This is a genomic window from Parabacteroides sp. AF21-43, from assembly GCF_003635435.1.
Lineage (GTDB): Bacteria > Bacteroidota > Bacteroidia > Bacteroidales > Tannerellaceae > Parabacteroides > Parabacteroides distasonis.
This window is the reverse complement of sequence record NZ_QTMG01000007.1, coordinates 19,106-40,790: the sequence shown is the minus strand read 5'-3', so window position 1 is coordinate 40,790 and position 21,685 is coordinate 19,106. Positions and strand designations below refer to the sequence as shown.

The 21,685-nt window shown below is 42.2% G+C and carries 15 protein-coding genes, 1 tRNA gene and 1 pseudogene; 4 read left to right on the top strand and 13 right to left on the bottom strand.

The window, feature by feature from the left end:
- Window position 1: 1 nt before the first annotated feature.
- The 10 genes and pseudogenes from DWX84_RS07035 to DWX84_RS06985 form a co-directional block, all read right to left on the bottom strand.
- A complete protein-coding gene (locus DWX84_RS07035) occupies window positions 2-1,468 on the bottom strand; it encodes an Ig-like domain-containing protein (protein ID WP_048928146.1) in 1,467 nt (488 codons plus the stop codon).
- A gap of 1,351 nt (window positions 1,469-2,819) precedes the next feature.
- The gene (locus DWX84_RS07025; RefSeq protein ID WP_048928144.1) at window positions 2,820-3,494 is read right to left on the bottom strand and encodes a recombinase family protein; all 675 of its coding nucleotides are present in this window, start codon (window positions 3,492-3,494) and stop codon (window positions 2,820-2,822) included.
- A gap of 89 nt (window positions 3,495-3,583) precedes the next feature.
- The gene (locus tag DWX84_RS21815; RefSeq protein ID WP_081024193.1) at window positions 3,584-3,859 is read right to left on the bottom strand and encodes a hypothetical protein; all 276 of its coding nucleotides are present in this window, start codon (window positions 3,857-3,859) and stop codon (window positions 3,584-3,586) included.
- A 91-nt stretch (window positions 3,860-3,950) separates the two neighbouring features.
- Window positions 3,951-4,226, bottom strand: a complete 276-nt coding sequence (locus tag DWX84_RS07015; protein ID WP_048928143.1) for a Txe/YoeB family addiction module toxin — start codon at window positions 4,224-4,226, stop codon at window positions 3,951-3,953.
- Window positions 4,214-4,504 carry a type II toxin-antitoxin system Phd/YefM family antitoxin gene (locus tag DWX84_RS07010; protein WP_048928142.1) on the bottom strand — a complete coding sequence of 97 codons (291 nt, stop codon included), beginning with the start codon at window positions 4,502-4,504 and terminating at the stop codon, window positions 4,214-4,216. Before DWX84_RS07010 ends, DWX84_RS07015 begins: the two co-directional genes overlap by 13 nt.
- A gap of 116 nt (window positions 4,505-4,620) precedes the next feature.
- On the bottom strand, window positions 4,621-5,637 hold the full coding sequence (locus DWX84_RS07005) for a DUF3871 family protein (RefSeq protein WP_048928141.1): 1,017 nt from the start codon (window positions 5,635-5,637) through the stop codon (window positions 4,621-4,623).
- Between the two features lie 308 nt (window positions 5,638-5,945).
- The gene (locus tag DWX84_RS07000; RefSeq protein ID WP_048928140.1) at window positions 5,946-7,910 is read right to left on the bottom strand and encodes a hypothetical protein; all 1,965 of its coding nucleotides are present in this window, start codon (window positions 7,908-7,910) and stop codon (window positions 5,946-5,948) included.
- A 576-nt stretch (window positions 7,911-8,486) separates the two neighbouring features.
- A pseudogene (locus DWX84_RS06995) lies at window positions 8,487-8,897 on the bottom strand (tyrosine-type recombinase/integrase); the annotation flags it as partial.
- A gap of 128 nt (window positions 8,898-9,025) precedes the next feature.
- Window positions 9,026-10,291, bottom strand: coding sequence for a site-specific integrase (locus DWX84_RS06990; RefSeq protein WP_048928139.1), 1,266 nt, complete (start codon window positions 10,289-10,291; stop codon window positions 9,026-9,028).
- A 139-nt stretch (window positions 10,292-10,430) separates the two neighbouring features.
- Window positions 10,431-10,504 (bottom strand) — tRNA-Arg (locus tag DWX84_RS06985).
- A 196-nt stretch (window positions 10,505-10,700) separates the two neighbouring features.
- Here DWX84_RS06985 and asnA point away from each other — a divergent pair.
- Both asnA and DWX84_RS06975 read left to right on the top strand, forming a co-directional pair.
- Entirely contained in the window at window positions 10,701-11,738 is a 1,038-nt protein-coding gene (asnA, locus tag DWX84_RS06980) for an aspartate--ammonia ligase (protein WP_022193225.1), read from the top strand.
- A gap of 21 nt (window positions 11,739-11,759) precedes the next feature.
- Window positions 11,760-12,431 carry a uracil-DNA glycosylase gene (locus DWX84_RS06975; RefSeq protein WP_005867913.1) on the top strand — a complete coding sequence of 224 codons (672 nt, stop codon included), beginning with the start codon at window positions 11,760-11,762 and terminating at the stop codon, window positions 12,429-12,431.
- Window positions 12,432-12,501: 70 nt separating this feature from the next.
- Here the strand turns inward: DWX84_RS06975 and DWX84_RS06970 are convergent, their stop codons facing one another.
- From DWX84_RS06970 to DWX84_RS06960, 3 genes are all read right to left on the bottom strand, one after another.
- Window positions 12,502-15,246, bottom strand: a complete 2,745-nt coding sequence (locus DWX84_RS06970) for a putative LPS assembly protein LptD (protein ID WP_005867909.1) — start codon at window positions 15,244-15,246, stop codon at window positions 12,502-12,504.
- 65 nt (window positions 15,247-15,311) lie between these two features.
- Window positions 15,312-15,854, bottom strand: coding sequence for an HDIG domain-containing metalloprotein (locus DWX84_RS06965; RefSeq protein ID WP_048928137.1), 543 nt, complete (start codon window positions 15,852-15,854; stop codon window positions 15,312-15,314).
- A 59-nt stretch (window positions 15,855-15,913) separates the two neighbouring features.
- Window positions 15,914-18,328: a DPP IV N-terminal domain-containing protein gene (locus tag DWX84_RS06960; RefSeq protein ID WP_048928136.1), complete on the bottom strand. Its 2,415-nt coding sequence runs from the start codon at window positions 18,326-18,328 to the stop codon at window positions 15,914-15,916.
- A gap of 95 nt (window positions 18,329-18,423) precedes the next feature.
- Between DWX84_RS06960 and DWX84_RS06955 the strand changes: the two genes are divergently transcribed.
- Window positions 18,424-19,617 (top strand): exo-beta-N-acetylmuramidase NamZ domain-containing protein, encoded by a 1,194-nt coding sequence (locus tag DWX84_RS06955; RefSeq protein ID WP_048928135.1) that lies wholly within the window; start codon window positions 18,424-18,426, stop codon window positions 19,615-19,617.
- A gap of 6 nt (window positions 19,618-19,623) precedes the next feature.
- The gene (locus DWX84_RS06950; protein WP_048928134.1) at window positions 19,624-21,681 is read left to right on the top strand and encodes a TonB-dependent siderophore receptor; all 2,058 of its coding nucleotides are present in this window, start codon (window positions 19,624-19,626) and stop codon (window positions 21,679-21,681) included.
- The last annotated feature ends 4 nt before the right edge of the window (window positions 21,682-21,685 follow it).

Below are 21,685 nucleotides of genomic sequence, written 5' to 3'. Positions count from 1 at the left end.
ATCATAATGAAGTTGTCACTTTATATTTTGTAGTATATGTGTACTTCTTGCCATTATGTATATAAGTCCATCTCAATGTCAATTCATTGAACACGCCTCTAATACTAACATCTTCTCGATAACTGGAACCAGCTTTCAAGATATTATTGTCATAAGGATTGGTAAGAAGAACGTTCTCATTATCATCTATGACTGTATAATTAGTCAACAGTATGTCTTCCTTGCTATTATTAATGATTTCACATCCAATGATACCTTGTATATATCCACCAACATTAATCATGGAAGTAAATGTTTTGGAGGTTATGTAATCACTAATCTCCTTCTTCTTTACTATGATATTAGATGTAGCTGTAAATCCACCGTCCTCTGTGGTGACTGTGATCACCGACTCACCATAAGATTTAGCCGTAACAAGTCCATTCTGATCTACGGTTGCCACAGATTCATTTGAGCTAGTCCAGACTACCTTGCTATTCTCTGCGTTGTTAGGTTTTACCGTGTCAACCAATTGAAAGATCTCTCCAATATCTAACGTTACTTGAGATTTGTTCAATGCGATGCTTGTAACTTTAACACCTTCCTCTGCTACATTTGCTTTACCGTCTTCCATGTTGACAGTGAAGATGTAGCTATGTTTCATTCCATTATATAGGACAGCATCCACCTTGTATTCCCAAACATTAGCAGACTTGTCAAGTATAGTGTAACTGATTTTAGAGTCAGATGGTAGTTCAATATCAGTAAGATTGGTTTTCCAAACGGATTTACCCTCTTTAATATTAAACCTCTCAAATGAGATAGGAGGGTAAGAGTAGTCAAACTTGATGCCTTCTTCATATGAAATGGGGGTTACATTCCCATCTCTAAAAAAATAGCTATCCTCAATTGTAAACAGAGGGTCTCCTTCACTGGAATAGCAACGATTGCCTATTAAAACTGACTCATTGTACCAATCATAAAAGGTCTTATTTTCACTGTCTATCTCTAATGGTGTACGTTTAGTTTTACCGTTACTGGTGAATATGATTTGAGGAATATCGTCTAAGCTAAAGCCTACAATATCTCCTGCCTTTGTTTTCTTATAATAACCAAAGATAGCAAACGTTATCTTCATCTCTTTATATTCCCCATAGCCAGAATAAACCTGTTGTATGGTATCTGTTTCTTCAATATCCAGCCATGTTGATTTGAGCTTCTTTGTTGTAGTATCAAATTCACTAAACCAAAGATGTTTGTTCTTTATGCCAGATAACTGCATAATTCCTTCTCCTGCTTGAGCATATCTGCACTTAATGTCAGAATAATCATCCATGTACTCTGCGAACTTCTTATCAGTGTCATTAAAGATGTTATCTGGAGTAACAGGTATAGGTGGTGTATCTACAAAATCATCTTTACTACACGAGTATAACCCCATACTCAATGCAACCAATAGTAAGGTTGCTAATAATCTTAATGTCTTCATTATTATATAATTATTAAAGTGTTTAATTCTTAATCATCCTTAGTTACTACATTGTAAATAATTATTACTATAATGATAAATAGACAGAACATGAACGTTCCAAAGGACATTGGATTTTCATCTGGCAGTCTATCTCCTGCTATTGCTATTAAAGGAAGGAAAGCCCACAAAAGCATGGTGAGAGTTCTCTTATTCATAAATAATAGTATTGTGCTCACCTATTCCCTCTGGTAAGCTATTAAATATAAGGACGTGAGGAACCACAACATTTAACTGCTGCCACGTCTGTTTAATTTAGATTGATTGTTAATTCTTGAATGAATATAAGTCTTCCCTCACTATTTGCAAGAAGGAGTATAGATCATTATCCCTACCTTGAATTGGTATGATAACACTCATCGCTGCATCTGGCATCTTATCACCTTTACTTGATAAGGTCTGTAACCTATTTTCTACTTCAAGGCATAATCCTGCTTTGTCTGGCTTAGGACACCTTTGCAATTTCACCATCAACTTCATAATGGCTCTACAATCACGGAGTAAGGAAATCCTGTCTACTAGTGTGAATAACCCCATAAGATTAAATTTAAAGCTGCTTACCTGTTCCCTTCAGTAAGCTATTAAACACAAAGAAGGCGTGGAAACTACTGGATATTACTATCATGGGGCACTCTTGTTTCCAAGAGTTTCTGGACTGCCTAACACAAGTAATAAACAATAGCCCACGCCAGACTGTTATATAATCCACTGTGAAGTAGGTATATAGCACCGACGTGAGCGTTCTTGCCTATTATCCTTGTGTTATAGAATTGTCCAGATTCCATGATAGGATAATATATCAAACGCTCTTCGTAAATTTATGTCCTCCCTTAACGTCCTATCGCTTTAGGCATAAGAGATTGGGACAAAGTTACTAAATCGTTTGAATTGGCAAGAACTATTGTTCATTAAAAATCAGAGATAATCCTAAAGTCATATATCTGGGACAGGTATGAAATCTTACTCTCCCCATATAAGAGTCAAATTCTCAACTTCCATACCCGCCTTGAATTTTCATCATCATGTCAACATATTGTTGGTGATTTACAATGGGCTATCTTCGACATAAGTTTTAAGACTTTAGATGTATATGGATTCTTGGAATTGGTGTAATTGACTATATAGTATAGGGCTGAAATGCCAAACTGTGAAGAATTGATTTTAGATGCTTCTCAACTTAATATTTTAGATGTACCATATATATAAGGTGTAGATGCTTACTTCTCCGTTTGAAATTTAGGGTAGAACAAACTTAGATTGGGGTATATAAAGCTAACCTTACTTTAAATTTGTCCTGCCTTTCAAAGTGATTTCACGACATTAACCCTACTCTGACAAGTAACCTCTTAACTTGGGTTATCTGGAATTGGCAACCCTTAGATGTTACGAAGCCTTGCTCATTCAACAAGTCAGTCATTTCAGAGAGTGACTTACCCTGCATTGACAGTGACCGTAGCAATGCGATTGCCCTCATATTATTGGGATTGTTTTCAGCTTTAGCCTTATTGGTACGGGAGCTATTGTAGATAGCTTGCTCAAACTTGTTCATCAAGTTATCAGACTTTCCTAACTTGATTCCTCTTGCTTTCTTAGCCTGTAATGATTGCTTGGTTCTCTGACTAATTAACCCAGCTTCGTATTCTGCAATGCTGCTTATGATATGCAAGATTAACCTATTAGCTTGTGGAAAGTCACAGAAGACAATCTCAACATCTGATTCCAGAAGTTTAGATGTAAATGCTACGTTCCTTGACAACCTATCCAGTTTAGCGACAATCAGAATAGAATTTGTTTTCCTGCACATTGCCAAAGCTGTGAGAAGCTGAGGTCTGTTAGACTTCTTGCCGCTCTCCGTTTCAATATATTCAGCAAGTATTTGTTTATTCTTCACATGGTTGTGTATAATTTCTCGTTGGGCTTCCACACCTAAACCAGACAGCTGTTGTTTCATGGTAGATTGCCTTAAATATGCGATGTATGTCTTCATGATTCACATTAATCAGTAGTTGGTTACAAATGCTGAATGTTCGTTCAGCTTATGTAAGTTGGACACCCAAATGAGGATGCCCAACTGAATTAGAACGGTCTATCTCCATATTGGTATGATAAGATGGAATGATAAACCCTGTCATAGAATGAAAATCCAGCACAGGCATGGAAGTAACTTTCATGTATCGCTGCATATTCACCATTTAGTCTGCTGGTTCTATCCAATAAACTGTCAAACTTATGCAGCCAGTATTTCAATGCTTGCAACCGCTTGATGTATTGGAGATTGTTCTCACAGGTGGATAGCTTTTCCTGTAATGATATAATGTGATTAATCGCATTATCAATGTCTTTGGTATTCATAAGATGTAATCTTTAAATAGTTAGTAGATATAAAGAAAGGACACCTAACTTAATAGATGCCCTTTCAATTAGTAAATTGTATGTAGTGGTACTACTTCTTGGAGTAATGGTGTCTCATTGAGAAGATGGAGACCTCTATCATATCGTCATGTACAGAGTAAATGAGACGGTGCTCTGAATTAATCCGTCTTGACCACTTACCTGCCAACTCATATTTAAGAGGTTCAGGTTTTCCAATCCCAGCATAAGGGCGTTCAGCTATATCATTCAATAAAGCTTTAATTTTATCTATGATAGCTGTATTGCCACTTCGTAAGAAGTATTGATAATCCTTACGTGCTTGGTCTGACAATATTATTCTGTACATGCTACCCGATTTAAGAAATCATCAATGCTTTCTCCTTCATTCTGGGCGATGGCATTACCATTCTTAATATCTTCCTCTCCTTTACGAATAGCGCCCATTGTGTCAGGTGACGACATGATATATTCTGTCTCCTTTAATGAATTGTATTCATCAAGGGAAATCATCACTACTCCGCTTCCCTTACCACGGTTGACGATTACAGTTTCACAATCATCAATTACAGAGTCAATATAACCTTTAAGATTTGCTCTTAAATCAGTATAATTAGCTGTTCTCATAAGTCCTCCTTTTATTTACTGCAAATATATGTACTTATTTACGTACTTGCAAGTTTAATTAGTTAATTATTAGACAAAAGGAAGGACACCTAAGTAAATAGATGCCCCTTCCTCTCTCAATCAATAAACCATCTATAAGCATCATCACCTTGCAGTGCTGATGTTATGCCTTGTGCAATATCAGTAGCGTTTAACGCTCTGTCCAAATAAGTATCAATATAGCTTGATTTGTTACTTCCTGTAAGTAAGTTGTAGAACCGCCACATCGATAATTCCCTGCCATATCCGTAGAAATTTTCATCATTCACATAAGCCCTTGCCACTTGGTTTATTTGACTATCTGTCATTAACATAGGTGGAAGTTTACGCTGGTTGATAGAAGGTAAACTTTGAAAAAGTCGCATTTTACCTAATATCTGGCAGAATTGATGTTGGGTGAGTGAATGATTACCAAATTCATGCATCAGTTGAAGATGGCGGTTTGGGTTGTACTGCTGAAACAACTCTAAAGCTTCTTTGAATAGTTGAGATGTATCACTGACCCTAATATCGTTCTTCAATCCGTCTGTGAACAGACAGAGGTTACAGCAAACAAGGTTCTTGAATCCAATTCCAATGCTGAACCTTTCCACTGTCTTACGTGAATATAGGTTCTCTCTGTTGAAGGCCCGCACACCTGTAACAGTAAGATTGAGCTTATTCCCTTCAACGATCTGCTGAATGGATGGAACTTCATAAGCGAATGCGCAACGCTCGTAGTAGATCGTACGATCACTATCCTGTAATTGGCTTGCTGGCTTATGAATGGCAGATGGTACTCTACCTTTAATAATATGGGACACACGAATGCCTGGTTGTTCAATCCGTTCACCGCTAAAGAAATTCTGGACTGCTTCACCTACTGTCTCAATGAATGCAGCGTGTGAAACAGTAAGCTCGTTATCCTTGCTGAAGACTGGAACAATGCAATCGTTCTTTAGGTGATTGATGGTTGCTTCCTGCGTGTTACTCTCAATGAAGTGTAGGACATTCTTGTGCTTGGGCACTAGCAAAGTAGCTTCCTCCGCTGCTGATTGTAAACTCTGAAACCTTCTCTCTCTTGCCTCAAACGGCATGATCTGTAATGTACTCATAATGTAATTGAATTAAGTGATTATTGATTGATTGGCAAGTATGTGAATGAAGTCCTAAATGAAACGGATCGCTCAGTTTACAATTTAGGACTTCATTACTACTTGCTAAATGACTATAAGTGTTATATCATTAGGATATTTTACATATAGGGCTATTTAGTGTTACCTTTTACAGATTCGCTCAGTTGGAGATTGGGGAGTTGGTTGGTGAGTATAATTTTATTTGTGATTGATGGTGTACCCCCATGCCTGTCAGAATTTTGATTTTCCTTCTGGCAAGCATGGGGGGGAGTAAATGAGGGGTGGGATCAACCGGGGAGAACATTAGGTATTATATGTTCCTCACAGTCCTTCCGTTTAAACAACTCCTCTTTAAACCGAACAAACTTGACCTTGGCCTCACCCTCCCGGTTACTACGCCTCGGATCGAAATATTCCTTGATGAGAGCTTCGGACAACTTGCACATTGCATCTTTCTTGCCGTCTCCATATCGGGAGTAGGTTATTCCGTAACAGTCCAACAGGTATCCAATCCTGTCAAGCACATTCTTTACGGGAATATATAAATCGTTACCTGTTTCTGACTCGAACTCTCTGATCATATCATGAAGAAACTCCGGGCTGAATCTTCGTTGTAGGGCTTCTTCCTCCTCGGTCTGTTTCAATAGTTTCTTGATCGCAGTCTTACCGTACTGTTGTTGTTCGATAACCTCCTTCCCTAACTTGAAGAAGGCGTTGATAAGCCATTCTTCCTCCACGCATTGTGCCCGGACGAACCGTATCGCCTCGGCATTGTCTTTTGTCGCTTCTAATGTGGATACAATAAGCTGGTATTTATCCTTCGCTTTAGCGGCTTTAATTCTGTAAATGTCATCTTCACCGACCGCTTCATCTTCGGGTTGGAAGTCCACATTGAAATATCCTGTATCTTCGTATGCCTGTCTAAGTGCATTGGGTGAGAGATAATATCCTTTCACCTGCTCGTCAAGTAATAGTTGCTCTATGGAGAACCTGTCAAATCCGTTCCGCTCGGAATTTAAGACCTCATTCAGCCGTAGCCGTTTTAATTCCTTATCATAATATGTGGGATCATCAGCTTTTATCCCTTCCTGCTGAATGGCTCGGTAACATTTGATTCTCGCCTCGATGTCTTTATATATTTCTTCTTCGGGTTTAACTTCAAGCTCGTTAGGAATTGAAGCTATAACCGTAAGAGAGTTATATCTCTTCCCGTTGGGGAACACATGCCTAAATCTGCCTTGACACTGGATGGCTTCGGTGAACGGATTGATTAGGGTGTGCTTCACATGATCGTAGTTCGACAGTATCAGCACATCGCAAAGTTCTTTCAGATTGATGTCTATTGACGGGAAGAACCTCGATGTAAACAGATTCACCCTTCTTAGAGGAAGTTCCAGCTTATCCGTACTATGTTCCAAGAAGCGGCTCTTTAGCTTGTCGGCACTGTCCTTTGAGCAGAAGACCTTGTAGTCGTCCTCTTTTATTATTCCGTCATGCAGCAATGATTCCACGATGCTACAGATTCCCTCTGTTGTCTTATAGAAGATGCACACATGGGGAGAACCGTTATCCAACAGCCTTTTTACTTCCTGCTTCACCCGACTGTAAAAGCTACGGGTTGTTATCAAAGTCATATCCTCCCGATAGTCATAGTCGGGCTTAATTTCTACCCACTTGAATTGGTGACGCAAGAACAGTGTTAAGGTGTACTTGCTCGGCTTTAACGGAGTGGCAGACACGACAGCCTTTCCCTCGAATTTGAAGAACTCCTTCATTGGGGCGGATATGCTTCTACGATAGCCTGTATCTTCTGTCAAGTGCTCGGATTCATCGAACAGGCAGAAGAACTCCTTATAAATATTCAAGCCCAAGTCCTTTGCCACCTTCAAGACTTTGCTCTGAAACCCTTCGGGGGTGGTTATGATCTTTTTGTACTTGATGTTGGGGTTCTTGAGGTAAGCGATCAGTTTCTTGACGGTCACTTCTTTGAACACCCCTTGAGCTTCATTAAAGGTCAGTACCTTGTTCTCCACCGAAGATTTGAACGGCTCAATCACGATAGAGTTTCTTGGACTTAACTTCGCGTTCAATTCCATGTAAGTAGCTCCCGTACCTGTCATTACCTTATTAATAATGGCATTGCTCGGCAGCATGGGGTAGCCTTGTCTTTTTAAGGCTTCTGACAGGTATTCGCCTTTGGAAATGTTCAGTTCGACAACCTCCAACCCTTTAAATCCATTCTGTTCACTCATGGCAAGACGGGATTAATGGGTAAGAAACTTGAGTAAAATCGCTTATATATGGTCGGTACGGATTTCGTACCTCTCCCGGAATTGGGGATGCAGACGCATATATTGTTATTAACTCTGCGAGCCGGATTACTCTTACCTTGCTGGTAAGTCCCGATAGGTAGCTCATGCCAATTGTCCGGGAAAACAGAAACTTCTTGTTCATTTAATCGAAGTTTGAATGTTTAACAATTGGATTGAAGACAAAAAAAGCTCCTGCGACTAAGTTATAGTTACAAATAGACACATTACATCCATGTATAAAGATGCAAGAGTAATATGTCTAACGTAAGTGCGGGAAGTATATCCCGGTAACTTAGTTGCAGAAGCCGCTACCTATGGTAGAATTATTGCTGTTAGGCTTCTTGTAGAAGGCCATCTTTCTTGGTATCGTTTTTGATACTGCACTGTCACGTAGGCCATGTGATGAACAGGAGATTATTCCTTGTTCTTAATCCTTTTCCCTTACCTCGTTTGTAAGATTGGGGCAAATGTATGAAGAATTTCGAGATAAGCAAGCTAATCCATGATAATTTAGAGCTAATTCCTCATCGCCTCGTCCATCTGTTCATTGTCGAAGCTATCCAGATAGATTTGAGTTACGCTTTCTGAACTATGCCCCATCAACTCACGAATGATTGAGGTAGGCACACCAGCCCTTTTCATTACGGTTGCTTAACTGTGGCGTGCGACATAGGTCGTAAGGTCAATTGGAATATCCAATGCCTTGCCAATCTCTTTCAAGCGTTCGTTCACCTTGGAGATTACCTTATGTACCCTGTTCGCTCTTTGCAATTCAGTCTTGTGAAAATTAGATAGAATAGGGAACAGGTAAGTATTGTCTTTGATACTGTATTTCTCGATCAGATCCACGGCCTGCGGTTGCAAGGGAGCTTTGATTAACTTACCGGTCTTATGTCTGGTGTAAATCAATCTGCCATCAACAATATTCTTCTTGCAACGAAAGCAATGTATTCTAATTTATCTTCTGTTAATTCCATTAATATAAACGTTAGGACAACAAAGATAGACAAGTTATCCCCACCTACATTGCTGCAAGTGGGGATTTACCTTATCCATCAACCCAAAACATATTCTATCACTTTCAAATTAGCTTTATTTTCATTTACGAAGTCACGCTCGATGTAGATATCTGTAACCTTCATGCTTTCATCAAGATGATTCAACGCTGCATGCACAGTATATTTATCTATGCCTACCTTATTCAGGGCTATAGTAGCCCAAGAGTGACGGGCCGCATAAAATTCCAAATCTTCAACACCTAATTCCTTCCCCAATTCCTTCAACCCACAATTGATGGCTTTATTAAAAGTTGATTCATCCGCATAGTTTAAATAAAAATTGAATAGTCGTTTGCCAGTACAATCACTATATTTATTTACTATAGATCTAATAATTATAGGAATATCAACCATCATCTTAGCATCATCATCTCTACGTGCCTTTGTCTTCGTTCTATTGTAAACTATTGTATCTTCAATCCTTGTAGCAGCATTAAATAAGTCCACGGAATTCATTCCTATTAAACAAAATGAAAGCATAAAACAATCTTTCGCTAAATTATAACGGCAAATCGCCTCATTACCTTTAACCGTGTACCTATAGGGCAATTCCCATATCTTCTTTAATAAAACAGGGGTAATAGCTCTCTTACGTGTAACTTCTTGCTTTGGTACTTTAAAATTTTCAAAAGGAGAATTAGGTATGAGGATGATATTCCTGTCATAATCATTATAAAACCTCTTAGCCTCATTAAACAAATGCCTAACACTACTTATATAAAGAGAAGCTGATCTGTTAGAAGGTACTCGTTTACCAGAACAACGTAATACCTCGATTCTAGCCTCCCTCTCTTTATTTAAAAATTTAATGAATCCATTTAAGAAGGTTACAGTAATATCATTCACATTCAGATGTTCTTTATTGACATAACGAATTAGGGCATTCACAGCACTTTTGTAGTTCTTTACTCCTTTAACTTCTGTATTTGCAATCCACTCTCTAGCAAACTGAATAAAATCTACACTCCTATTCCTCTCACGTTCCTCGTCTAAACAATTAATAATTTCATCTAAAGTGTAACACTTCGATTCTATTTGAAAGTGAGCACACTTGTCCTGATAATAACGAACCAGATCATCAATCTCCCTTTTGATGGGAGTACCATCTTTAAAGGATAAGGACTTAGTAAGATCTTTAGCTGTTACGAACAGACTTGAAGACAGCCTTCTAACCTTTCTCTCATAAGTAAAACGAATCTTCACATTGTAACTTCCGTCATTTCTCTGTTTGTCCCTTTGGACTTCTGCCTTGATTGTCAACATTTTAATTCTACAATTTAGGGGTCAACAATAGGTCAACAACTAAGCTATATTAGTAGAATCTGCACAGAATTGGAGCCTTATCAAAGAGTCATAAAAAGAAAAAATCCTCAATAATCTAATGATTACCAAGGATTTCTTGTGACCCGGGAGGGATTCAAACCCTCGACCTTCAGAACCGGAATCTGACGCTCTATTCAACTAAGCTACCGAGCCAAAGACTGTGCAAAAGTACATATAATATCTTAGTTTAGCAAATACAGGAGAGAAATATTTTATTTTTGATATTTTGCATATAAGTATTCTGCTTATTCTGCCATTTTGCAAATAAAAGCGATCACATTCTTGTTATTTTGCCATTAATCATTATCTTTGCCGCACATATTTCACAAACACAAAGTACAACAAGTATATGAGCTATCTTATTAAACCCGCAGGGTATAAAGCCTTACTTAATTTATCCCAGACTGAAATGGGAATCAAGAAGATCAAGGACTTTTTCCAGCAAAACCTCTCATCCGAGCTGCGCCTAAGACGCGTAACCGCACCTTTATTCGTACTTAAGGGCATGGGTATCAATGATGATCTCAACGGGACTGAGCGAGCCGTTACTTTTCCAATCAAGGATTTAAACGACTCTAAAGCAGAGATCGTACACTCACTCGCCAAATGGAAACGACTGACACTCGCCGATTATCACATTGAAGAAGGTTACGGTATTTACACCGACATGAACGCCATCCGCTCAGACGAGGAGCTAGGCAATTTACACTCTTTATACGTGGACCAATGGGACTGGGAACGTGTAATGAGCGAAAGCGAACGTAATATCGATTTCCTCAAGGAAATCGTCCGTCGCATATATGCCGCTATGGTCCGTACCGAATATTTAGTTTACGAGATGTTTCCTCAAATCCGCCCGACGCTCCCCCAACAGATTCATTTCATCCATTCCGAGGATTTGTTACAAAAATATCCTACCTTTACACCGAAAGAGCGGGAAGACGCTATTACCAAGGAATACGGGGCCGTATTCATTATCGGTATCGGATGCTCGCTAAGCAATGGAGAGAAGCATGACGGACGTGCTCCGGACTACGATGATTGGTCTACGATCGCCGAGAACGGACAAACCGGATTGAACGGGGATTTATTGGTTTGGGATGATGTACTAAACCGTTCTATGGAACTATCCTCTATGGGTATCCGCGTCAATAAGGAAGCCTTGCTACGCCAGTTGGATATTTGCAAAGCCGGGGAGAAAAAGGAACTATATTTCCACAAACGCCTCTTGAGCGGTGAACTTCCGCAAAGTATCGGCGGTGGTATCGGACAAAGCCGGTTGTGTATGTTCTATCTTCGTAAGGCCCATATCGGAGAGATACAGGCAAGTATCTGGCCGGAGGAGATGCGCAAGGAAGCACGTGCGGCTGGAATGATGCTTATTTAGTTAACAGCCAACTATTATATTATGGACGTAAAGATTGAAGAAAGCTGGAAAAAACGGTTAGCCGACGAGTTTGAAAAAGATTATTTCAAGCAATTGACCGATTTCGTTAAACAAGAATACCGCCAAGGTACTGTTTATCCTCCCGGTCCTTATATGTTCAACGCTTTTGAGCACTGCCCGTTCGATAAAGTGAAGGTCGTTATCCTCGGCCAAGATCCTTATCACGAGCCGGGACAGGCGCACGGACTTTGTTTCTCCGTGCAGGATGGGGTACCTTTCCCCCCTTCCCTCATCAATATATTCAAAGAAATACAAGATGATCTAGGGCATCCGGTTCCAACAACCGGCAATTTGATTCGTTGGGCAGATCAAGGCGTATTATTGCTAAATGCCACTCTCACAGTACGAGCGCATCAAGCCGGTTCCCATCAAAATAGAGGTTGGGAGACCTTTACTGATGCTGTTATTCATCGTCTGGCGGCTGAAAGAAGCCATATCGTTTACATATTATGGGGTTCCTACGCACAAAGGAAAGGTGCTTTCATCGATTCATCCCGTAATCTGGTTCTTAAATCAGCTCATCCGTCCCCACTTTCCGCTTACCGGGGATTCTTCGGAAACAAGCATTTCAGCAAAGCCAATGATTATTTAATCGCAACTGGGCAAACCCCCATCAAATGGGGCGAGAATTAAAAATTGAGAATTGAGAATTATTGGATTGTGTAACTTTAATTTTCAATTCTCAATTCTCAATTTTCAATTATTAATACCACTGCTGTCCATCCCTATAATTACTTCTCTTATCATACTTCAAATCTTTCAATAAAGCAGAGCTTACAGCGATACTGAATGTATAGGATTTATAAGGACCGACCGGAACGAAACTAGCCGTCATTTGCCAACAGTGCAAGTTACGAGTTACGTTACAAGTCATATAAGAAATCTTCTTAGCGTCAAAATCATAAGTAGCGTTAAAGTTAAAACGCCAGTTCTTTGTCGGCTGGATATTTCCGTTAAAGCTCAAAGAGTGAGTCAAGGCGTAATCATACTCCAGTTTAGAACGATTAAAATCACCATACCGCAAGCTCAAACCATAACTAAACGAGAGGCTCCAAGGAATCTTGGAAATTAAATAGCCATCGGCATCTGTCTCACCGGTCTCTTTCTTTTTGCCCAACAGACGGCCACCACTTTCCTTATTCTCGCCCTCTCCTTCTCCATCCGGGTTCAATCCATCCGGATCTGCATTCGGATCCGTGGAAGCCGATTGATTCCCGGATTTATCCGATGAGCTATCACCTCCTCCAAACAACTTCTTGAACGTATCATTATTAAATGTATAAGAAAAACTGGTGCTAGTCCCTCTCAAACGGCCAATACCCTTGCCTGCTTTCCAACGGGGAATATCGACACGATGCCCATTCTCATCGTACGTATAGGTATCGAACTGACCATTCAAGTTCAACGTATAACTCTTGGATAATTTCAAACGTAAACCGACACTCAAGTCACTCCACTTAAATGAATCCGCCGCCATATTATAACTCATGCCTAACGACAGCTTATCGATCAGACTAATTTTCTTGAATCCAGTAGAGTCCTTATCCGAACGCACCTTCATCTCGATATTGTTATTTACGTCAAAACTGATATTTCCTTGTTTTCCCGTTCCCGGAACGCCATACATATTATGAGCGAACGGAGAATACGTATATTCACGATCCTCACCATTCGCGTCTTGATATACATAAGTCTCATAAAAACCAAAACGAGAAGAAGCGAAGTCCGGCTGGGCGCTTACCGTAATAGACGGCTCGAAGCGGTGACGGATCATCTCAACCTTATTACCCAAGAATGGCAACGGTTTATAAAAACCATACAAGGTAGTAGACGCAGAGATAGAAGCGTTAAAATCGTAAATACGATAAAAACCATACGTAGTGTCGCGGGCTACCAAAGCCTGTTTCTGCGTATCATATTCCTGTTCGATCTTGCTGGTGTACCAACGTTCCTTATAATTGAAAGAGGGAGAAATATTCAAGTACTTGAGCACGGAGAATGTAGCGCTTACCGGAATCGAGTGCTGCATAGCATTCTGCCAATCTTTGATCAAATTCGATTTGAATAATAAGTTTTCTTTTGTCGTTATACTATTACTAAACGTACCGGAATAACTCATGGAGATCTTCTCGTACCAACGCTCCTTCCCGACCGGATGTTTCCGCTTGAAAGGGAAGATACGACTCATCGTAACCGTCATGCTAGGCAAGGTCACGGCGATAGAAGAATCACGGGTCGTCTGGTTTATACTCATCGTACCGGAGATCGTGAACGGGTTATTCGGGAAACGTTTCGTTACGTTGATGGATGAACTCTTCGTATTCTGGTTCACATCGGCATATCCATTCGCATTCGGGTATAAACTGTTCTGATTATTACGGTCATACGAAGAGGTCGAGAAGTTTACGCTCGCCGAGAAAGACAGATAAGGATTCGCCTTAGGGTCTTGCGTATGCGTCCAGTTAACCTTGAAGTCCTTGGATAAATTATAGTCTGGCAAGCCCTTATCTCCCAATTTCGTCACCAAATAAGAAGCATTAAAACTGCCCGAGAATTTATAACGTTTGCGGTAAGCCGACTTGGCCGACAATCCCCAAGATCCCTTGGTATAAATCTCTCCCAACAAAGCCAAGTCCATATAATCGCTCAAGGCGAAATAATATCCACCGTCACGCAAGAAGAAACCTCTGGTAGACTCGTCTCCGAAAGTCGGCATAATAATACCGGATGAATATGTACTCGAGAACGGGAAGAAACAGAAAGGTAACCCGATCGGATACAACGGCACGTCCTCCAAGACCAGATAGACCGGACCCGTTACGATATTCTTTTTCGGGCGCACCTTCGCTTTCGTCATCTGGATGTAAAAGTGAGGATGCTCATGCTCGTCGCAGGTCGTATACTTACCACCCACCATGTTCAAGATATCCCCTTCCATCTTTTTCGTTCGCCCGGCGGTAACATACCCTTCGCCCTGCTGGGTAATCACGTCCGTGATATATCCTTTCTTGGTACCAAAATTATACCGCATCGTCTTCGACTCATACTGCTGATCGCCCTCCTTAAACAACGGATAGCCAAACTCCTGCCCGATAGAGTCGAGTCCAAACTTAGCGAACACGATGCTACTATCCATATTCATCTCAATCAATTCGGACTGCAGCTCGATATTCTGGTATTTGACATCGCCTTCCCCGTAAAGATATGCCCAGTTGCCAGCCGTCATCACGATAGAATCGGTCGCTTGATAACTGACCGGAGCATCTAACCCGGTCTGCTTTTCTGGAATCGAATCTCCCGCTAACGTTGTACTATCCGTAGGAGCCACCAAGAGAGAATCAGTCTGCGCCAAGCTATCGGCAGGAGCGACAATCTCCTGCGCTTGCACGCCCAAGCCTCCCAAGAGGAAAACGAATAGAATGATTAGGACTCTATATATCAAAAACATTACTTCGTTCTTTGCAGTGTGTTACAGCGTGCAAATGTATAATAAATAAACGAGCCCTTATGCTTTTATTCCCCTAAAAAGAGTTTACACCAGTGTTCAAACTGCTCAACTGTCTCATTTCCATACTTGGATAAGCTCTGTTTTATCTTATCAGCCGGTTTCTCTTTCGTCAATTTAGTCTTGCTAAAGAATTTATCAGCGAAACAGATCAATTGTTCTTCCAATGACACGGGACGCATATCCCGATGTGGAACAGGCAGGTTCCGTTCCTCGATCATGGCAAGCGAAAGCCCCGTTCCCGTATGCCTCTCGCAAACTAAGGCGTGGCGAGGATACCCCTCTTTCCGCATTAAATCGGCTCCCAGACAGCCATGGCAGATATAATCGGCCTCCCCATGGCAATCGATATCCGGTGCGTTACACAAAAAGATCCCTATGTCATGCAACATCGCCGCTTCCTCAATAAAAGTCAGATCCAGATTCATCTCCGGATGCAAACGGGCCAATGCTAATGCCTTATCCGCCACGCTGCGGCTATGAGTCACCAAAATCCGGTAGGCATCCGAACTTTCCGGATAATATTTCTTTATTATATCAAGAGGTTTCATCCTATTTATTTTTTTGCGAGACAAAAATAAACAATCTCTCTCACATATACTACTTTTCATCACTGATACCCCTGAAACCAATTGCCCAGTTTCAAATCTTTTATATCCGCACCTGTTTCCCGTTCGCCTCTCAAATACTCAGAGAAGTAATCGACCATCCGCCAGTAATAATACTCATTATAGTCATCAAAATGATGACGTTTTCCCGGTACGATCAACATATCAAAGCGTTTGCCAGCCTTGATCAACTCGTCCACGACAACAATGGTATTCGCCGGATGCACATTATTATCGATATCGCCATGGATCAATAACAGATGGCCTTTCAAGTTCCTCGCCAATTCCTGATTGGTCGGGATGCGAATATCGAACGAGATATTTCCCATATCATCCGTGATCTCCTTTACCCCATGATGTTTCTCTCCCCACCACCGGTTATAAATGTTATTGTCATGATTGCCGGCACAAGATACTGCCACCTTAAAGAAATCCGGATAAAGCAGCATAGCCGCTGTAGACATGAAACCGCCACCGGAGTGTCCGTGTATGCCAACCCGGTTGATATCCATGAATTTATAACGAGCGCACAACTGCTCGATAGCTACTTTATGATCCGCCATCGGATAATCACGCAAATTTCCATATCCATAATTATGATACCACTTGGAGCGACTGGGATGCCCTCCCCTGTGTCCCATGCAAACCACGACAAATCCGGCTTGCGCCAAACGATCCGTACGAGGATTCATCGGGATGTAGCGAAAGAAAGTTCCCTCCTGTTGCGGTCCGGGGTATACATAGTTAATGACCGGATATACTTTCGTGGAATCAAAATCAAAAGGCTTATACATGATACCATACAAATCGGTCACCCCGTCGGCCGCCTTTACCGAAAAAGGCTCAGGGAATTTATAACCTGCCATGAGTAATTGAGAGAAGTCACTCTCCTCCAAGGTCATCAACCGGTTACCTTGGTTATCATACAATGCCGTAGCCGGGATCGTATTGACACGGGAATAGTTATCCACGATATATCGCATGGATTTATCCATAGAGACCAGGTGGAAATAATCGCCCGGAGTAATCAGCTTTAAGCCCGAACCATCCAGATTCACCCGGTACAAATGCTCGTAATAAGGAGTCGTATCTCCCTTTTCCCGGGCATTCGCCTTGAAGTAAACGACACGATTCCTACTGTCCACGTCTACGATGGCGTCCACATGCCAAGGTCCTTTGGTGATACGGTTTTTCAAATTTCCTTGCGCGTCATATAGATACAGATGCGCCCAACCATCCCGTTCGCTCCAATGGATCAATTCCTTACCATTATCAGTCATCGCTAGCGGGCGGGTTTCCATAGAGGTATTTAGACGTTCCTCAATGATCGCTTTTACCGAATCCTCCCCGATCGTATACGAACAGATATCCACCCGTTTCATATCCCGGCTGACACGGGTCAAATAGAAGGTCTGGTTATCTCCCAACCAGATCGAGTTCCGAGTGAGTCCCGTACGCTCCTTATCCGGTTTGGAGGCTAGATTAATTATTTGATCTTTAAAACAATCCACCCGGATTTCTTTCCGCTTTCCGGCATTTTCCAAATCAAAGAGATATAAATGAACGATTGGAGAACCCGCCTCTCCCGGCATCTGATATTTATAGGTCTCAAGTGTAGGACGAGGTTTGGCGATCGAGTTAATCACCCATAAATCTTGTACCTCACGTTGATCCGACAAGGTCGCGACGAAATAACGACCATCGGGAGACCAGTTCCCCATTACATATTTCCGCTTATGGTCACATAAAGTATCGGTATTCAAGAAAGTCCGGGGAATACCAAAGCCAAAATCTTTTTCGCCATCCGTAGTCAAGGCGATCTCGGATATCGTCTTATCCTCCGGGTCCTTCACGGCCTTCTCATAATCCTCATAACTCATGACATACAGGTTCAAATCTTTCGCGAAGACGACCCGCTTTTTATCCGGCGATATATTCGCCCAACGGATTTTAGCAGGAATCTCGTCTTTCGTAATCCGAGTCAACCGGGAGGACGGATAATCATACGAGAAAAAATAGTTCCCGTTCGTACCCTTTATCGAGAAAGTAAACGTGCGATCATCTTCCTTTAAGCGTAAATCTTCGATAGGAAGTTGTTGTCCGGTAAAAGGCTCTCTCACGATCTCGCTTATCTGTGCCGCCAACTCATCCCGATCGAATAATAATCGTTTATTTCTCGAATCGGGGTCCACCAGATACCAGTTTGTCCCCTCACTCGTCTTATACTCGTACCAGAATTTGTCACTATTATTAAAATAATTGGGGGTAAGGGTATAAGAGAAAAGTAACTGTTCCGCATTCGACGGGGCGAAACGGCGTGCTTGCGTATATTCCGGTAGGACATCTTGCGCATAGGTGAAAGACGCCCATGATAAACTCAAGAAGGCTACCGCATAAAAAAGTGTTTTTACATTCATATTCTAGTATTGTCTGTTATTCGCCTCAAAAGTATAAACTTTCTGTGAAAAACATTTCGTACTTTTGCGGTTAGTATACAGTTATTATATATGTAATGAAACAGATCTTTATATTTCTAGTCATACTTTTTAGCCTGACGCCAACGGTCTATTCACAAAACGCCCCGTTAAAGCTAGGTGCCGAGCGGATGGATGTCGTCACTCGTTTACTGAAGGGCAAGCGGGTAGGATTAGTGGTCAACCAGACTTCCATCTTGGAAAAGCGGCAGATTCATTTATTAGATGCGCTAGTAGCGGAAGGCATAGACGTTAAGAAGGTGTTCGCTCCGGAACATGGATTCCGGGGAACCGGTGATGCCGGAGAGGAGATAAAAGATAGCCGAGACTTGAAAACAGGCATCCCCATCATCTCTATTTATGGGAAAAACAAGAAACCGTCCGCCGAGCAACTGGGCGACCTCGACGTGATTGTTTTCGATATACAAGATGTAGGTGCCCGTTTCTATACCTATATCAGCACGATGCATTACGTGATGGAAGCCTGCGCCGAAAACAACAAAGAGTTTATCGTGTTGGACCGCCCGAACCCGAATGACTTCGTAGACGGGCCGATCCGCCAGAAAGGATTCGAGTCTTTCGTCGGTGTCGATCCGCTCCCGATCTTGCACGGTTTGACCGTAGGGGAATTGGCATGGATGATCAATAAGGAAGGCTGGCTGAAAAGTGCGCCCGATACCTGCCGGTTAAAGATCGTAAAGATGGAGAATTGGAAACACGGAGATCCCTATTGGTTGCCGGTCAAGCCCTCTCCGAACCTCCCGAATGACCAGTCTATCCGCCTGTATCCGTCGCTTTGCTTTTTTGAGGCTACGAACGTTAGCGTGGGAAGAGGAACCTATTATCCGTTTCAAGTACTAGGTTTCCCGGACCCTAAATACGGGGATTTCACTTTTACCCCGACCTCCTTGCCCGGATTCGATACCAATCCCTTGCAAAAGGATAAAGTATGTTACGGCATCGATCTGCGGGAATATCCGTTCGAAGGAGGATTAACCTTGCGATTCTTCCTCGACTTCTACAATAAAGCGGGAAAGGATCAAGCCTTTTTCTTCTCCCGTCCGAACTGGTTCGATTTATTGGCAGGCACGAAGCAGCTCCGCTACCAGATCGTAAGGGGCTTATCCGAGAAAGAGATCCGGGAAAGTTGGAAACCCGAGCTGGATCAATACAAGGCCATGCGTAAAAAGTATTTACTTTATCCGGACTATCCTACTCAAAATAAAAAATAAGAACGAATGAATTATTGGGAATCGCATACCCAAGTCGCCGTACGTTTCCGCCGATTCGACCGGAAACGTTACGCCGCGTTCCGGAGTATGCACAAAGTCATTAACATTGGAGTCGTAACAGCAAGCACGTTACTATTCGCCCTGCCCGACACGGCGCAAGCCCAAAAGGTAATCGAGCCTAACCGGACCGGCGAGGAAGCTTCCGTAGAGCTGGAAGAGGTAGAAGTTACCGCCTCCCGTGCGCCTATCGCACGGAACCAAGCGACCAAGATCGTGACAGTCATTCCCGCCCGTGAGATCGCGGCGGCGCCTGTCACCAGTATCCAAGATCTTTTAGAATATGCCGCGGGAATAGACGTCCGGCAACGAGGAGAAGGAGGCACCCAAGCCGATATCTCCATCCGGGGAGGGACGTTCGACCAAATAGCGGTTCTCTTAAACGGGGTCAACCTCTCCAACCCACAAACCGGCCATTATAGTTTTGACCTCCCGGTGAATCTCTCGGACATAGAGCGCATCGAGGTGGTATCCGGCCCTTCTTCCCGTATATTCGGGGCCAGCGCTTTCGCCGGAGCGATCAATATCATCACGAAAACAGGAAAAGAGAACAGGATCTCGACCGACAATTACGCCGGAATGCATAAGCTCTGGAAACTGGAGGCTGCCATCAATCATGCGACCACTCATTTCGGACAGCGCCTTTCCGCAGGGTATGCCTCGTCCGGAGGGTATATAGACAATACGGACTTCAAACAATTAAATCTTTTTTGGCAATCGGAACTTAAAAGCGAGGAGGCCGATTTCCAATTCCAAGCCGGATACAACGACAAAGGTTATGGAGCGAATAGCTTCTACTCCGCTTCCTATCCCAACCAATACGACAAGACTCGCCGCTTCTTCCTCTCCGCCGGAGGAGAAACACATGGCAAAATCAAGTTCACCCCCAAGGTATACTGGACCCGACATTTCGACCGGTACGAGTTGTTCCGTAGCGATCCCGCCGATTGGTATACCGGGCATAATTACCATGAGACGGAAGTATTCGGAGCCAACCTCAACGCCACGACACAGTGGAAACTAGGAAGAACCAGTATGGGCGTGGAATTCCGAAACGAGGGAGTAAAGAGTAATGTATTAGGCAAGCCGATGAAGGAACCGCAGGATGTTCCTTTCGAGAAAGAGGGGCAATATCTAAAAAGCGATAACCGAAGTAACATCAGCTACTTTCTTGAGCATAACGTATTATTACGCCGCTTCACGTTGTCAGTCGGGGTCTTGGCAAACTATAATTCGGCCTTAAACGAAGGGATTCATTTCTATCCGGGAATAGATGCCAGTTACCGTATCGGGGACAATGTCCGTCTGTATGGGAGCTGGAACCGGGCATTGCGCATGCCGACTTTCACCGATCTTTATTATGAGGGTAAGACGAATAAAGGAAATCCAGACCTAAAACCGGAGGAAAGCGAGGCATTCGAGGTCGGACTGAAATACAACACTTACTTCCTCCGGGCTCATATAGCCGGCTTTTACCGAAAAGGCAAGAACATGATCGATTGGGTGAAAGAGAAACCGGAAGATATCTGGGAAAGCCAAAATCTGACAAAAGTCGATAACCTTGGTTTCGAGACTAACCTGAGTTTATTACCGAGGGAACTGGGCAACGAACGGTTCTTTATCCGGAAAATAGAACTGGGATATGCGTTTATCCATCAAGACAAGGATAGTGAGGGGTATATATCGAATTATGCGTTAGATTATCTGAAGCACAAGTTCACGGCTCAATTAAGCCATTCTATCTGGAAAGGTTTTTCGGCCACTTGGTATGTCCGTTGGCAAGACCGGGCAGGTAGTTATACTAAATACGAGAATCTTAAGCCGGCTTATGAGGAACCTTACGCTCCTTATTGCTTAGTAGATATGAAAGTAAATTGGGAATATCAGCGGTTAAATCTATATGCGGAGTTAAATAATCTGCTCAATTCCACTTATTATGATCTGGGAAATATCCCCCAACCGGGTATTTGGTTTAAGGCAGGATTCCGTTATAGTTTCAAATATTAATACC